We start from the raw sequence: 14,840 nt of genomic DNA, 5'->3' as shown, positions 1-14,840 counted from the left end.
ATCAGGAAACACGCCCCGCACACACTGGGGCGCATGAGCGATGCACCGAAGGTGATCAACGGAAATCGGCGCTCCTGGCGGCGGGAGATCGTCGAGCTGGCCGCGCTGTTCCTCGCGGTCGGCCTGGCGCACCTGCTGGCGACCCTGCTCGGCCACCGCGAACCCGGTCCGGTGGTGATGGTCGGGCTGGGGGCGGCGCTGATCGTGGGGGCGGCGGTCCACAAGCGGATGGGCCACCGCCCCGTACGCAAGGTCCCCGCGCTGCCCGTGGGGGAGGGCGCGGGGGCGGCCATGGTTTTGTGGCGCATCCGGATGAGGGTTGTGGAGCGGCCGGGGCGGCTCGCGGCGGTCGCGGGGGCGTTCGGGGGGCTGGGCTGCAACATCCTGGCGCTGCACATCGCGCCGACCGGCAGCAGCGCGATCACGCCCGCGGGGTGTGACGCGCTGGACGAGTTCGTCATCGAGGCGCCGCCGGGGCTGGCGCTGCAGGCGCTGGCGGGGGCGCTGACGGAGGCGGGCGGGCATGACGTCGTGATCGTGCCCGCGCAGGTCAAGGACCTCACCGATCCCGGCGTCCAGGCGCTGGTGCTGGCTCAGCGGGTGAGCGCGGACCCGGACCGGCTGCCGGAGGCGATGGCGGAGCTGCTGCGGGTGCCGGAGGTGGAGTGGCGGCGGCCGGGTGACACGGTGGACGAGGGGGCCGAGCTCAACACCACGATGGTGATCTCGGTCAACCCGGATCGGGCGCTGCTGATCCGGCGTCCCGAGCTGCCGTTCACGCCGACGGAGGCGGCCCGGGCAGCGGCCCTCACCTCCACCGCCCGCCAGGCCCGCTACAGCGGCTCATCCTGACCCGGCCGACCGCCCACGCCCGGCGCGGCGGCTCGGGCCGGCCCGCCACGCCTGGTGCGGTGGCTCGGGCTGGCCCGCCCGCCAGGCCCGGTATGGCGCCATCCTGCGAGCGTCCCTTCCCGGCGCCGGGTCGGTGAGACGTGGTGCGGTGCGGCTCGGCGCAACGTGCGCGCCCGGGGAGATGGGCCGCCCAGCGTGCCGGCGCAGGCGCGCCTGGGAGGGCAACCCGAGCCGCTGGGAGGGGCCCGCACTCGGGGCGGCGGGATTGGGAGTGCTGAGTGGCGCGCTTGCTCGGGCGGGGTCGTGCCGCATGCACGTCTCGCTGGCCCGGGGCGCCTGGAGCGGCGCATGCGGGATCCGGAGGGCCGCTCGGGGGATGGCGCTGGGCCCGCGTCTGAGAGGGGCCGCTCGGGGGATGGCGCTGGGCCCGCGTCTGAGAGGGGCTCGGGGGATGGCGCTGGGCCCGCGTCTGAGAGGGGCCGCTCAAGGGATGGCGCTGGGCCGCGCCTGGAGGGGCCGATGGTGGGGCGGGGCTGGGACGCCGCCTTCGGGTGCGTCTGTGGCGGGACGCGGGGTGGCGCACTCGCCCAGGCGCGGGTCGCGCCGTACCTCGCCGACACTGCGCCTCGGCGGTCCGTCCCCGGGAGGCGGGTTCTTCCGGCGCCGTGTGGGGTGGTGCCGGGAGAACCCGCAGGGGTCAGACGATGGACTCCTTGGCCCAGCGTTCCAGGCCGGAGGCGTCGATGGGCAGGGCGTCCGAAAGGATCTCCGTGCCGGACGGCGTCACCAGCAGGTCGTCCTCGATCCGCACCCCCACCCCCCGCAGCTCCGGCGGGACCGTGAGGTCGTGGGCGTGGAAGTACAGGCCGGGCTCGACGGTGAGCACCATGCCCGGCGCCATGGCGGCCCCGTGGTAGGCCTCAGGGCGGGACTGGGCGCAGTCGTGCACGTCCAGGCCCAGGTGGTGGCCGATGCCGCAGATCAGGTAGCGGCGGTGGTGCTGGCCGGTGTCCGACAGGGCCTCGTCCACCGAGACCGGCAGCAGCCCCCAGTCGTCCAGCCCGCGCGCGATGACCTCCATCGCTGCGTGGTGGAAGTCGGTGAAGCGCCGGCCGGGGCCGACCGCCGCCAGGCCCGCCCGGTGCGCCTTCTCCACCAGGTCGTGGACCTGCCGCTGGGCGGGGGAGAAGGCGCCGGAGGCGGGGAAGGTGCGGGTGACGTCGGCGGTGTAGTGGCTGCGGACCTCAACGCCCATGTCGAGCAGCAGCAGCTGGTCCGGCAGGACGGGCCCGTCGCAGCGCACCCAGTGCAGGGTGGGGGCGTGCGGGCCGCTGCCGACGATGGTGGCGTAGCCGGGGCCGTTGCCGTACGCCCTGGCGTAGCGGTCGAACGTGCCCTGCAGCCACCGCTCGCCCGCCCCCTCGATCGCCGCCGGGACCTCGGCCAGCACGGCCGCGAAGCCCTCGACCGTGCGGTCCACGGACTCGCGCAGCTGGCCGATCTCCCACTCGTCCTTGATCATGCGCAGCTCGGCCAGCACCCGGGGGAGCTCCTCCACCGGTTCGGAGGTGTCCGTGAAGTCGGACAGCGGCCGCACCGTGACCCCGAGCGCCGCCGACCACTCGGCGAGGGACGGGGACGGGCCCACCCACAGCTCCCCGTACGCCGCGTCGGAGAAGAAGCCGAGGTCGCCGGGGCGGGCGGGCGGCGGCAGGTAGAGGGTGGCGGCGCCGTCCGCGATCACGGCGACGGCGTTCTCCACGGCGCAGCCGGTGAGCCAGTAGAAGTCGCTGTCGACGCGGAAGTCGTAGGCGGTGTCGTTGCTGCGTACCGGCGCCCGGCCCGCCTTGACCACCACGGTCCTGCCGGGCAGCGCGGCGGCCAGGCGCTCGCGGTGCGCGGCGGCGGCCTCGGCCGCCCCGGGCACGAGGTCGGGGGTGCGGGCGGGGGCGTCCCAGCCCTGGGCGATGAACTCGAGGAACGCGGGGACCTCTGTCAGCTTGGGGGGTTTGCCATCACTCACTGGTGATTCCTCCTCCTATGTCGCGCACCAGTCCGGTCAGGCGGGCGAAGACGCGCTCCTCGCCGATGCCGTCGTGCTCGTACTCGTTGGTGACCCAGGCCTGCGTGTTGCCCACTCTGGAGGCGGTGTCCAGTTGCAGCCCCGAGTCGACGTACATGTCGTCGAAGTAGACGGCCGCCGCCACCGGGACCTCGTTGGCCGCCAGGCGGTCCAGGTCGTAGAGCGCCGGCCACTCGGCCCGCTCGGCGAGCAGGTCGACGGCGTCGCGGAAGGGGCGCAGCGCGCGGATCTCCGTGAACATCCAAGGGTAGATCATCTCGCCGGTGAACAGCAGGGGCCGGGCGCCCTCGGCGAAGGCGGGGTGGTTGGCGCGCTCGCGCTGCGCCGCCCAGGCGGTCGCGCCGGGACCGGAGCCGTAGATGCTCTCCTGCAGCGCGGCGAACAGCGGGTTGTCGGCGTAGGAGGAGCGGGCCAGCACCTGGTGCAGGAACGTCTCGGGCAACTCAGTGGATTCGTCGAGCAGCCAGTGCATGCGCTCGTACCCCGGCTTCATGCCGAAGTCGATCCCCAGCGACTGCAGCCGCCGCACGGTGAGCGTGTCGCCGTCGGGCAGCAGCACGTCGCCGTAGGCCAGCCGGTCGGCCAGCCGGGACACCGTCTCGGCGTGGTGCGGGTAGCGGCGGTAGAACTCGGCGTTCTTGGCTGCGACCCGGGGATAGGTGCGCCGGTAGACCTCCGACGCGTCGGGGTCCAGGGAGGGCAGCCCGCCCGCCACGTAGCAGGCGCTCAGCCCCTCGGGCGCCTGCGACAGGTACGTCATCGTCAGGAAGCCGCCGTAGCTCTGCCCGAGCGTCGACCAGCGCCGCCCGCCGAAGACGGTCTTGCGCAGGTGCTCGGCGTCGGCCACGATCGAGTCCGCGCGGAAGCGGGCCAGGTAGTCGGCGCCCTCCTGCGGGTCGAGCGCGCTCATCACGCGCCCGTCGATCCGCGAGCTGCGGCCCGTGCCCCGCTGGTCGAGCAGGATCACCCGGTACGTCTCCAGCGCCTTGCCGAGCCAGCCCGACGTGCCGACGGGACGCGGCCCCTTACCGCCGGGCCCTCCTTGCAGGTAGAGCAGGCACGGCAGGTCGTCGCCGTCCCGGGTGGGGTCCACGAGCTCCCTGGCGAAGACCCTGATCGTGGCCTCGGGGTCCGCCCAGTCGAGCGGCACCTCCACGACGTGGTCGCGTACCCGCATCCCCGGGATGGTGTAGGTTGCGGTGATCACAGCTTCTCCCTCCTGCGGCGGTCCCACTCCGGGTTGATGCGCGGGATGGCCGCCAGCAGCGTACGCGTGTAATCATGCCGGGGCTCGCCGAAGACCTGCTCGGCGTCCCCCAGCTCGACGATCTTCCCCTTGCTCATCACCGCGACCCGCTGCGCGATCTGCCGGACCACGGCCAGGTCGTGGGCGATGAACACGTAGCTGAAGCCGCTCTCGCGCTGCAGCCGCCGCAGCAGCTCGATCACCTGTGCCTGCACGGATACGTCCAGCGCCGAGACGGCCTCGTCGCAGATGACGAGCTTGGGGTTGACGGCCAGCGCGCGGGCGATGCCGATGCGCTGCGCCTGCCCGCCGGAGAACTGCGCGGGGTAGCGCAGCGAGTGGTCGGGGTTGAGCCCGACCCGTTCCATCAGCTCCTTGGCGTGCGCCCGCCGCCCGCCATCGGGTGCGATGCCCTGGTAGTCCAGCGGCGCCATCAGGATCCGCTCGACGGTGTGGCGGGGGTTGAGCGAGGAGAACGGGTCCTGGAAGACGACCTGGACGTTGGCGCGGAAGCGGGCCAGCGCCGCCCCCTTGGCGTGGGTGACGTCCTCGCCGTCGAACTCCAGCGCGCCCTCGCTCGGGTCCATCAGCTTGGCGATCATGCGGGCGGTGGTCGACTTGCCGCTGCCGGACTCGCCGACCACGGCGAGCGTCTCGCCGAGCCGTACCTCGAAGCTGACCTGGTCGACCGCCGTGAACTCGGCCTTGGCGCCCAGCGGGCCGCGCGAGACGAACCGCTTGGTCAGGTCCTTGGCCCGCAGCAGCGTCATGCCTTCACCTCACCGTCTACTGGATCGTCGATGCGCGGGATGCTCTCCAGCAGCATCCGGGTGTAGTCGTGGCGCGGCTCGGCGAAGACCTGCTCGGCCGTGCCGTACTCGACCTGCTCGCCCTGCCGCATCACCAGCACGCGCGTGGCGATCGAGCTGATCACGGCCAGGTCGTGCGTGATGAACACCATGCCCATCCCGCGCTCCTGCCGCAGGCCGGCCAGCAGCTTCAGGATCTGCGCCTGCACGGTCACGTCCAGGGCCGTGGTCGGCTCGTCGGCGATCAGCAGCGCCGGCGAGCACACCAGGGCCATCGCGATCATGACGCGCTGCCGCTGCCCGCCGGAGAACTGGTGCGGGTAGTAGTCCACCCGCCGCTCCGGTTCGGGCAGGTCCACCTGCCGCAGCGCCTCGACCGCGACCTTCCGCGCCGCCGCGCGCGAGCCGCCGCGGTGGGCACGGTACATCTCCTCGATCTGCAGGCCGACCGTGTAGTACGGGTTCAGGGACGACAGAGGGTCCTGGAAGATCATCGACATCTGGTCGCCGCGCAGCCGCCGCAGCTCGCGGTCCGGGCGGCCGAGCAGCTCCGTGCCGTCCAGCCGGATGCTCCCGCTGGTCCTGGCACCCTTGGGCAGCAGCCCCATGACCGCCAGGCTGGTCATGGACTTGCCGGACCCGGACTCGCCGACGATCCCGACGGTCTCGTCCCGTCCGACGGTGAAGGACACGCCCTTGACCACGTCCACCGGGCCGCGCGTGGTGGGGAAGGTGACGGTGAGGTCCTCCACGACAAGCAGGTCGCTCATTTCGCCGTGATCCTCACTCTCGGGTCCAGCCTCGTGTAGACGAGGTCGATCACCAGGTTGCCGACCACCACGAAGAACGCCGCCAGCAGCGTCACCGCCATGATCACCGGCTGGTCGTTCTTGTAGATCGAGTCCGCCGCCATCTTGCCGACCCCGTTCAGCCCGAACACCGTCTCGGTGATCAGCGCGCCGCCCAGCAGCGCGGCGAAGTCCATGCCGAAGATCGTGGCGATGGGCGTCAGCGCCGGGCGCAGGGCGTGCCTGCGCATGGTCAGGGCCGGGCTCAGGCCCTTGGAGCGGGCCGTGCGCATGAAGTTCTCGGCGAGGGTGTCGATCACGTTCGCCCGGGTGAGCCGGCTGTAGAGGCAGGCGTAGCCGGTGGCCAGCACGATCCACGGCATCAGGTACGACTGGAACCACACCACCGGATCGTCGGCGAAGGGCACGGCCCGCGGGAACGGCAGCACCTGCAGTTGCACCACCAGCACGTACTGCAGCGCCAGCGCCAGCACGTAGTTGGGGACGCTGGAGCCGCCCAGCGCCAGGCCCATGGCCGTGCGGTCCCACCAGGTGCCCTCCTTGACCGCGCTGAGCAGGCCCGCCGCGATCCCGATGAGCAGCCACAGCACCGCGGCGCCGATCGCGACCGTGGCGCTGACCGGCAGCCGGTCGACCACCATGTCCCACACGGACTGGCCGGTCTGGAAGCTGTAGCCCAGGCACGGGGCGCCGCAGTGCACCAGGTTCGCGCCCTGGCCGTAGTCGCGCCCGGCGAAGATCCCGAAGAGGAAGCCGAAGAACTGCGTCAGCAGCGGCTCGTCCAGGCCCAGCACCGCGTGGATCTCGTTGATGCGCTCCTGCGTGCACGTCTTCCCGCAGATCATCACCGCCGGGTCGGGCTGGAGCGTGAAGAAGATGATGAACGTGAACAGGCACACCAGGAAGAGGATCAGCAGCACCCAGGCGAGCCGCCCGGCGATGTAGCGCGCCATCATGAGGCCTCCCCGGCGTCGAAGGCGGCCCGCAGCCGGTCGCCGAGCACCGTCATGGACAGCACGGTGAGGAACAGGAACCCGCCGGGGATCGCGAAGTACATCGGATCGACGGCGTACCAGCCGACCGAGCTGAAGATCATCTGCCCCCATGACGGCGTCGGCGGCTGCACGCCGACGCCGAGGAACGACAGCCCCGCCTCGGTGCCGACGTAGCCGGGCACGGCCAGGGTGGTCATCACGATCAGCGAGCTGCGCAGGTTCGGCAGGATCTCCTTGAACACCAGCGCGCCCGTGGAGGCGCCCGACGCTCGGGCGGCCTCCACGAACTCCCTGTTCACCAGCGTCATCGTCTGCCCGCGCACCACCCGTGCCAGGTACGGCCAGCCGAAGAAGCTGATCACCAGGACCAGCAGCACCGGCCGGTTCCCCTGCGGCAGCGACGACAGGATCGCGATCATGAAGATGAGCGCGGGGAAGGCCATGAGGAAGTCCATGACCCGACAGATCAGCTGGTCCACCCAGCCCTGGTAGAACCCGGCCAGCATGCCCAGCACCACGCCCAGCAGGGTCGTCAGCACCGTGGCGGAGGCCGCGATCAGCAGCGAGACGCGGGCGCCGTAGGCGATGCGGGCCAGGATGTCGCGGCCGTTCTGCGGCTCGACGCCCAGCAGGTGCTCGGCGCTGATGCCGCCGAGCGACCCGTGCGGCACCCCGCCCAGGTCGGTGTTGACGGCGGCGGTGTCGAAGTCGTTCGGGCCGTGGCCGGTGATCGCGCTGATCAGCGGCGCGCAGATCGCCATCAGCACGATCAGCGACAGGAACGCGGTGCTCAGCACCGCGCCCCTGTCGCGCAGCAGCGCGCTCGTGACCCGTGCCCTCGACGTGCTCGGGGAGTAAGCGACGACGGCCATTTACTTCGTCGGCTTCGCCAGGCCGACGGAGATCAGGTCGATGCCGCCGGAGAAGGAGTTGGACTGGTAGGCGCCGGCGATGTTCGAGCCGACGAGGAGGATGAGCTTCTCGTAGGCCAGCGGGACGATCGGCGCCTCCTTCATGATCTGCTTGTCGAGCTCGCCGTAGGCCGCGTTGGCCGCCTGCACGTCCGTCATCGCGGCGATCTCGTCGATCCGCTGGTTGATGCCCTTGTCGTTGATCTGCGCGAGGTTGGAGTTGCCCTTGGCGGTGATGTTGCGGCCGTCGAACAGCGGCGGCAGGAACGTCGCGCCGGAGGCCCAGTCGGGGCACCAGCCGGTGACGGCGGCGTCGTGCTGCTGCGCCGGCGTGCCGATGACCTCGTAGTACGTCGAGGTGTCGATGTTGTTGATCTTGACGTCGATCTTCACCTGCTTGAGCGCGTCCTGGATCGCCACCGCCACCGCGGCCATCTTCGGGTCCGGGCGGGTGTCGAGCGTCAGGGTGAACCCGTCGGCCTGGCCGGCCTCGGCCAGCAGCTTCTTGGCCTCCTCGGGGTTGTACGGGTACGGGTCGTAGTCCACCCGGCCCGCGACCGTGGGCGGCTGGATCGAGGTGCCCTTGGCGGCCAGGGCGCCGCCGCCCATGCCCGCGACCACGGTGTCCTTGTTGATCGCGTAGTTGATCGCCTGGCGCACGCGCACGTCGTCCAGGGGCTTCTTGGTGGTGTTCAGGCCCATGTACGTGGTGCAGCCGTTGAGCCCGGACAGGGTGCGCTGCTTGATCTGCGGCGCCTGCACCCGCGCCACGGTCGCCGCCTGGATCGACGGGCCGATGGCGTCGGTGTCGGTGCCCTGCTCGGCCAGCATGCGCTCGTCGATCGTGGCCGGGTCCAGGCCGAACGTCCACTCGAACGCGTCCGGCTTGGCCGCCCGCACGCTGTCGGTCTCACGCTTCCACTGCGGGTTGCGCTCCAGCTTCAGCGATGCGCCGCGCTGGTAGCTCGCCACCTTGTACGGCCCGCTCGCGATCGGCTTGGTGTCGAAGGCCGCGCCCGCCCCCGTGCCCTTGGGGAAGGGCGTGAAGTTGGCCAGCGCGAGCGCGCTCGGGAAGTCGGCGAAGGGCTTCTTCAGGTGGAAGACGACCGTCTTGTCATCGGGCGTCTCGATCGTCTTCAGGTCGCCGTCCAGGTACGGGCCCTTGTAGTCCTTCGGCGCGTCCAGCAGCAGCTTCCCGTACGGCGAGCCGATCCCGGCCTCCGGGTCAAACGAGCGCGAGAAGCCGAACTTCACGGACTCGCTGTTGATCGGCGAGCCGTCCTCGAAGAACAGGTTGTCCTTGAGCTTGAACGTCCACGTCTTGCCGCCGTCCGACGGCGTCCCGGTGTCGGTGGCCAGGTCGGGCACGATCTTCGTGCCCTCGGCGCCCGGACCCGCGCCGAACATCGTCAGTCCCCGGTAGATGAGCCGGTAGAAGTTGTTCACTCCGCCGTCGAAGCCCCGCGCCGGGTCCAGATGGGAGAAGTCCGCCTTGGCCAGGATGCGCACGGTGCCGCCCGTCGCGGCGGGCGCGCCCGGCCCGCCCGAGGCGCCGGTGCCGGCGCCCGTGCCGGGGGCCGCCGCGCCGCCGCCCCCGCCGCACGCGGTGAGCGCGAGCACGGTGGTCATGGTGACGCTCGCGAGCGCCGCCGATCTCCTCATCATGATGCCTTCTTTCCGTTGGTCCAGGGGGTCCTGACCCAGACCCGCATGGCTTGGGGGCCGCGGTTGCCCCACAGGAAGTAGGGGACGAAGGTCGCGGTGGCCCTCGTCTCCGGGAGCGCCTCGTGCAGAGGGAGCTCGGGGTAGAGCTCGGTGGCGGGCGGGGGAGCCGCGTCCGCCTCCAGACGCAGCACGACGGCCGCGTCACGGCGCTCGGTGTGCGCGTTAACAACGTCGTGGGCGCCGACGAGCAGGTCGTCGACGGGGGCCTGCGGGCTGTCGTGCTGCTCGACGCAGTACACGAGCGGCCCCCGGGCCAGGCTGACCGCACCCCGGGTGGCGTCCAGGTAGGGGTGCGAGCCGTGCGCGCGGACCGGCATGGGCAGGGTGAGGCGCACCTCGTCGCCCGGCGACCACGCGCGGTGCAGGGTGACCCAGCCGCCGGACCGCGGCGTCTCGCAGGGCTCGCCGTTGACGGTGACCGTCACGTTCCGGGCCCAGCCGGGCACGCGCAGCACCAGCCCGTACGGCCCCTCCGGCGCCCGCTCGACGGAGATGCGCACGTCGCCGTCCCACGGGTAGGCCGTCTCCATCGCCAGTTCCAGCTCGGCCGTCCGGATGGTGGCCTGCGTGTAGGCGGTGATCAGCACGGCGCCGTCCCGCTCGGCTGCCACGTAGTCGGCGAGCTGGGCCATCCACCGCACGATGTTGGGCGGGCAGCACGGGCACGTGAACCAGGCGCGGCGCAGCGGCTCGCCGCCGGCCTCCGCGCCGCTGCGCTGCGCGTGGTCGGGGCGGCGCTGCAGCGGGTTGTCGTAGAAGAACGCCGTGCCGTCGGCCGACAGGCCCACGGCGTAGGCGTTGTAGAGCACGCGCTCGAACACGTCGAGGTATTTCGCGTCGCCGCCGGCCAGGAACATCCGCCACGCCCACTGCATGACGCCGATGGCCGCGCAGGTCTCGCTGTAGGCGCGCTCGGACGGCAGCTCGTACCGGTCGCCGATCGCCTCGTCGGAGTGGCGGCTGCCCAGGCCGCCGGTGACGTACAGCTTGGTCGCCACCATGTCGTCCCAGAGCCGCTCCAGCGCCTCGAACAGCGACCGGTCGCCGGTCTCCAGGAAGACGTCGGCCGCGCCCGCCGCCAGGTAGGCCATGCGCACCGCGTGGCCCGTCACCGACGGGAGCTCGCGGAACGGCACGTGGTCCTGGAAGTACTCGCCGGAGAAGGTGCGGTGCTCCATCTGCCCGGTGCCGCGGCGGTCGACGAACGCCGAGGCCAGCGTCAGGTAGCGGCGCTCGCCCGTCTCCCTGTAGAGCTCGACCAGCGCCATCTCCACCTCGGGATGGCCGCAGATGCCCGTCTCCCCGAAACGTTCCACCGCCAGGTCGGCGAAGCGCGTGGCCACGCGCAGCAGCCGGTCGTCGCCCATCCGCCGGTTGGCGGCGACGGCCGCCTGGATGAGGTGGCCCAGGTTGTAGAGCTCGTGTCCCCAGGCCAGGTCCTCCCAGGGCTTCTTGTCCGAAGCCGGGTCCTGGAAGAAGGAGTTGAGGTAGCCGTCGCCGGCCTGGACCCGTTCCAGCAGGCCGACCACCTCGTCGAAGAACTCCCTGGCCGGGGTGTCTCCGTCGCCGAGCTCGTACGCCAGACCTTCGAGGGTCTTGTACAGGTCGGTGTCGAGGAAGGGGTAGCGGCCCCGGTAGGGGGCGGGGTCGTCCTCCAGGAGGCGGCTCAGGTTGGCGACGTTGCCCGCCGCGCGGAGCTGCTCGATGGTGTGGGGGATTGTGGCCCTGCGGTTGCGGCGCTGCCAGTCATGCAGCAGTCCGCCGGTGATGCGTGCTCCGGACAGCGGCCGAACCGCTCCTGCGGTGGTGCGTACGGCGCCGGCCAGGGGCCTGACCTGCTTGGACGTCATGAACCTTCCCAGTAATGTGTGGCATTGCACTGAACCTTAGGTGTCTGGGAGGTAAGTTGCCAAGGGTTAGGACCGGATGGAAAAAAGAACGTAACCCGTCCGGAAACCACCGGACGGGTCGGTTTGACGCTGGGCGGCTACGCGCCGTGCGGGGCGGGGCGCCAGGACGCCCAGTCGATGCGCACCCGGTCGCGCCGCTGCGGGTCCACCTTGACCGGCACCACCGCGCCGGGCACGACCATGCCCATGGGCAGGCGCGGCAGCGACTGCCGGTGCGTGACCCGGTGCACCTGCCCGTCCTGCGTCCGCACGCCCAGGACGAAGCTGACGAGCGGCTGCCCGTTGATCGTCACGCCGGTGTCGGCCATCGACTCGATCACCGCCTGCGCGGCGATGCCGGTGGCCAGGAGCTGCCGGCCGGTCCAGGAGGCGATCAGGAACGGCAGCCAGACGCACGCCAGGACCAGCATCGTCGCGCCCGTGATCGCCAGTGCCAGCCCCAGTCCCGTGCCCATCGCTCTCCCCGCCCTCTCCTCGCCCGCCGCGGGCGTTGTCCCGAGTTGTACGCGAGGCGGATTGCACGCCGCTTGAGCGCCGATTACAGGGGGGCGATTGAGTAGCCCGTACTCAGGCGTTCACCGGGCCGCGGGGCTGTACTGGGTGCCCAGCGGAAAACCGGAGGCGACGATGCGCGCGCACCACGACCCTGCCCATCACCGGGCCCAGCCCGAGACGTTCGACGTCCACGGAATGCTGCTCTTCGGCGACGACCCGCTCTATTTCTCGCACCTGCCGATGTTCCACGTCCCGGCGCACCGCTTCCAGGTGCTCATGGAGGTCGGCTTCCGCGACGACGTGCGCGAGGCGGTGCGCAAGATCGAGGGCCTGCGCACGTTCGTGCCGGACCCGTTCGACATCCTGGAGCTCGACCCCGACGGCGGGCCGGTGCGGACCTCGGTGCGGGGCACCGTCTTCCGGGGGCACTTCGAGCGCGGCGGCGTCCCGGTCGCCGAGGACGTCACGGCGCGGATCACGCGAGTCCTGTTCTTCCGGCGGCTCGACCCGGCTGCGCGTCACGACGACCGGGCGCCGCTGGGCTACCTGTGCTTCGGCCGGGCGGGCGGGCTGCACCTCGCGCACGAGATCACCGCCCGCCCCGACTTCGACCAGGTCCTCGCCGTCCGCCTGGTCCGGGGGACCGTGCGCCACGAGCCCGGCGTCACCGGAGAGCCGCCCGCGGACTTCGGGCGTCCGGTGCCGGTGACGTTCGGCCGGGTGGACACGCCCCGGCGGCGGCTCGTGGCCGGCGACACGGCGGAGGGGGACTTCGACCTGGGCGTCTCCCGTACCGGGGAGCACGGTTTCCACGCCCAGGTGGAGGTGGTGGACGAGATCTACATGGAGACGGGGGACCTCAGCATGTGATGAGCCCGTCGAACCGCTGCGGCCACTCCCACGTGAACTTGCTGTACGTGGAGCGCGGCTCCTTGTAGGTGCAGTAGCTGTCGGGCCCGTTGGCGAGCCGGACGCGGAAGTTCACGGCCTTCTTGCAGTTGTTCCAGACCCACAGCTCGTCCTGGGCGCCCCTGTCGTCCAGCTTGTACGCCAGGCAGGACGGCGCCCGGCCGGCGGCCGACGCCTGGGCGGCCGGGGCCGCGACACCTACCGTGGTGAGGCCGGCGAGCAGGGCGATGGCGATCGCGCGCATGTTCTCGGCTCCTTCCGGTCAGCAGCTGACGAGGCCGTCGAAGCGGCGGGGCCACTTCCACCACCACTTGTCGTAGCCGCTGTTGGGGGTCTTGTAGTCGCAGTGGAGGTCCGCCCCGTTGGCCAGCCTGACCTTGTAGCTCACCGGGTGCTTGCAGGTGTTCCACACGTAGAGCTCGTCCTGGGCGCCCCGGTCGTCCAGCTTGTAGGTGAGGCAGGACGGGGCCGCGGCCTGAGCGGGCGCGGGCGAGACGGCGATGGCGGCGGCCGCGAAGGCGCCCGCGGCGAGGATCGTTCTGGTGCGCATGTGCCTGTTCCCTTCCGTGGTCTCAGCAGGTGACCAGGCCGTCGAAGCGGCCCGGCCAGCCCCAGGTGAAGTAGTCGGCGCCGCCCGGCTTGAGCTGCCGGCAGGCCAGGTCGGGCACGTTGGCGAGCCTGACCTTGTAGCTCTGGTTGGACTTGCAGCTGTTCCAGACCCAGAGCTTGTCCACGGCGCCCTTGGCGTTGAGGCGGTGCCCGAGGCACCAGGGCGCGGCGGCCTGGGCGCTGGTGGCGCTGGTGGTGGCGGCTGAGGCCGGTCCGGCGGCGAAGCCCGCCGTGACCGCCCCCGCGAGCGCCACGGCGGCCGCTGACGTGCGCAGACGCATGATCTTCTCCCTCCCGTCGCTCGGTTTGCGAGCCGATGACAGGAAGGTAGGCCCGGCGTTGTTGAGGAATCGTTGAGTCTGCGTTGGGCGGGCGGCTTCCACTGGCTGACAAAAATTGAAATCTGTCAGCCCAATTGGCATACTGGCCGCATGAGAACTCTGGGAACCGGCGGACCTGTCGTGTCCGACCTCGGGCTGGGCTGCATGGGAATGTCCGACTTCTATGGGCCGGCCGACACGTCCGAGTCCATCGCCACCATCCACGCCGCACTCGACGCCGGCATCACGCTGCTCGACACCGGCGACTTCTACGGCATGGGCCACAACGAGCTGCTCATCCGCCAGGCGCTCGAGGGCCGCTCGCGCGACGACGTGCAGATCAGCGTGAAGTTCGGGGCGCAGCGCGACTACGACGGCAACTGGCTCGGCTACGACGGCCGGCCCGCGGCCGTCAAGAGCTCGCTCGCCTACACCCTGCGCCGCCTCGGCACCGACCACGTGGACGTCTACCGGATCGCGCGGGTCGACCCGGCCGTGCCGATCGAGGAGACCGTCGGCGCCATCGCCGAGGAGGTCGCCAAGGGGCACGTGCGGCACGTCGGGCTGTCGGAGGCCGGGGCCGAGACCATCCGGCGGGCCCACGCCGTCCACCCGATCGCCGACGTGCAGCTCGAATACTCCCTGCTGTCCAGGGGGATCGAGCGGGACATCCTGCCGGCCTGCCGCGAGCTGGGCATCAGCGTGACCGCGTACGGGGTGCTGTCCAGGGGGCTGCTCAGCGGCCACTGGTCCAAGGACCGCGAGGTGGCCGCCGGTGACTTCCGCGCCGCCAGCCCGCGCTTCTCCGGCGACAACCTGGCGCACAACCTCACCCTGGTGGAGGCGCTGCGGAGCCTCGGCGAGGCCAAGGGGGCCACGGTCGCGCAGCTGGCCATCGCCTGGGTGCTGGCCCAGGGCGAGGAGATCGTCCCGCTCGTCGGGGCGCGGCGGCGCGAGCGGCTGGCCGAGGCCCTGGGCGCCCTGGACGTGAGCCTGACCGCCGAGGACCTGGCGGCCATCGAGGCGGCCGTCCCCGAGGGCGCCGCCGCCGGCTCGCGGTACGCCGAGGCGCAGATGTCCATGCTGGACAGCGAACGCTGACCGTCCGGTGCGGAAGGAAGGTCTCGATCGCGGGTCTTGTGGTGATGTGACGGCGCTAGGGTTGCG

The 14,840-nt window shown here is 71.5% G+C and carries 15 protein-coding genes; 3 read left to right on the top strand and 12 right to left on the bottom strand.

Annotation, left to right across the window (positions count from 1 at the left end):
• Positions 1-33 precede the first annotated feature (33 nt).
• Positions 34-852: an ACT domain-containing protein gene (locus tag H4W80_RS14265; protein ID WP_192785534.1), complete on the top strand. Its 819-nt coding sequence runs from the start codon at positions 34-36 to the stop codon at positions 850-852.
• A 697-nt stretch (positions 853-1,549) separates the two neighbouring features.
• On the opposite strand, the gene H4W80_RS14260 is transcribed toward H4W80_RS14265, so the two are convergent.
• The 9 genes from H4W80_RS14260 to H4W80_RS14220 all read right to left on the bottom strand — a co-directional run bounded on the left by H4W80_RS14260 (position 1,550) and on the right by H4W80_RS14220 (position 11,795).
• Entirely contained in the window at positions 1,550-2,875 is a 1,326-nt protein-coding gene (locus H4W80_RS14260) for an aminopeptidase P family protein (RefSeq protein ID WP_192785533.1), read from the bottom strand.
• Positions 2,868-4,142, bottom strand: a complete 1,275-nt coding sequence (locus H4W80_RS14255; RefSeq protein WP_318786859.1) for an alpha/beta fold hydrolase — start codon at positions 4,140-4,142, stop codon at positions 2,868-2,870. Before H4W80_RS14255 ends, H4W80_RS14260 begins: the two co-directional genes overlap by 8 nt.
• Positions 4,139-4,951, bottom strand: coding sequence for an ATP-binding cassette domain-containing protein (locus tag H4W80_RS14250; protein ID WP_192785532.1), 813 nt, complete (start codon positions 4,949-4,951; stop codon positions 4,139-4,141). The genes H4W80_RS14255 and H4W80_RS14250 overlap by 4 nt, the downstream gene beginning before the upstream one ends.
• Positions 4,948-5,760: an ABC transporter ATP-binding protein gene (locus H4W80_RS14245; protein WP_192785531.1), complete on the bottom strand. Its 813-nt coding sequence runs from the start codon at positions 5,758-5,760 to the stop codon at positions 4,948-4,950. The genes H4W80_RS14250 and H4W80_RS14245 overlap by 4 nt, the downstream gene beginning before the upstream one ends.
• Complete coding sequence (locus H4W80_RS14240; RefSeq protein ID WP_225963438.1) at positions 5,757-6,755, bottom strand: ABC transporter permease; 999 nt, start codon at positions 6,753-6,755, stop codon at positions 5,757-5,759. Before H4W80_RS14240 ends, H4W80_RS14245 begins: the two co-directional genes overlap by 4 nt.
• Positions 6,752-7,666: an ABC transporter permease gene (locus H4W80_RS14235; protein ID WP_192785530.1), complete on the bottom strand. Its 915-nt coding sequence runs from the start codon at positions 7,664-7,666 to the stop codon at positions 6,752-6,754. Before H4W80_RS14235 ends, H4W80_RS14240 begins: the two co-directional genes overlap by 4 nt.
• Positions 7,667-9,370, bottom strand: coding sequence for an ABC transporter substrate-binding protein (locus H4W80_RS14230; protein WP_225963437.1), 1,704 nt, complete (start codon positions 9,368-9,370; stop codon positions 7,667-7,669). It abuts the gene before it with no gap.
• Positions 9,367-11,280 (bottom strand): glycoside hydrolase family 127 protein, encoded by a 1,914-nt coding sequence (locus H4W80_RS14225; RefSeq protein WP_192785529.1) that lies wholly within the window; start codon positions 11,278-11,280, stop codon positions 9,367-9,369. Before H4W80_RS14225 ends, H4W80_RS14230 begins: the two co-directional genes overlap by 4 nt.
• Before the next feature lie 137 nt (positions 11,281-11,417).
• The gene (locus tag H4W80_RS14220) at positions 11,418-11,795 is read right to left on the bottom strand and encodes a DUF3592 domain-containing protein (RefSeq protein WP_192785528.1); all 378 of its coding nucleotides are present in this window, start codon (positions 11,793-11,795) and stop codon (positions 11,418-11,420) included.
• 172 nt (positions 11,796-11,967) lie between these two features.
• Here H4W80_RS14220 and H4W80_RS14215 point away from each other — a divergent pair, with 172 nt between their 5' ends.
• Complete coding sequence (locus H4W80_RS14215) at positions 11,968-12,705, top strand: hypothetical protein (RefSeq protein ID WP_192785527.1); 738 nt, start codon at positions 11,968-11,970, stop codon at positions 12,703-12,705.
• On the opposite strand, the gene H4W80_RS14210 is transcribed toward H4W80_RS14215, so the two are convergent.
• The 3 genes from H4W80_RS14210 to H4W80_RS14200 are packed head-to-tail and all read right to left on the bottom strand — an operon-like array spanning position 12,695 to position 13,634.
• Complete coding sequence (locus H4W80_RS14210; RefSeq protein WP_192785526.1) at positions 12,695-12,988, bottom strand: hypothetical protein; 294 nt, start codon at positions 12,986-12,988, stop codon at positions 12,695-12,697. The two genes, H4W80_RS14215 and H4W80_RS14210, sit on opposite strands and share 11 nt — an antisense overlap.
• A gap of 18 nt (positions 12,989-13,006) precedes the next feature.
• Positions 13,007-13,294 (bottom strand): hypothetical protein, encoded by a 288-nt coding sequence (locus tag H4W80_RS14205; protein WP_192785525.1) that lies wholly within the window; start codon positions 13,292-13,294, stop codon positions 13,007-13,009.
• 22 nt (positions 13,295-13,316) lie between these two features.
• Positions 13,317-13,634: a hypothetical protein gene (locus tag H4W80_RS14200; protein WP_192785524.1), complete on the bottom strand. Its 318-nt coding sequence runs from the start codon at positions 13,632-13,634 to the stop codon at positions 13,317-13,319.
• A gap of 150 nt (positions 13,635-13,784) precedes the next feature.
• On the opposite strand from H4W80_RS14200, the gene H4W80_RS14195 reads away from it, so the two are divergent.
• On the top strand, positions 13,785-14,774 hold the full coding sequence (locus tag H4W80_RS14195; protein WP_192785523.1) for an aldo/keto reductase: 990 nt from the start codon (positions 13,785-13,787) through the stop codon (positions 14,772-14,774).
• Positions 14,775-14,840 lie beyond the last annotated feature (66 nt).

The sequence above is a fragment of the Nonomuraea angiospora genome, assembly GCF_014873145.1.
Classification (GTDB): domain Bacteria; phylum Actinomycetota; class Actinomycetes; order Streptosporangiales; family Streptosporangiaceae; genus Nonomuraea; species Nonomuraea angiospora.
This window is presented reverse-complemented; position numbering and strand designations above follow the sequence as displayed.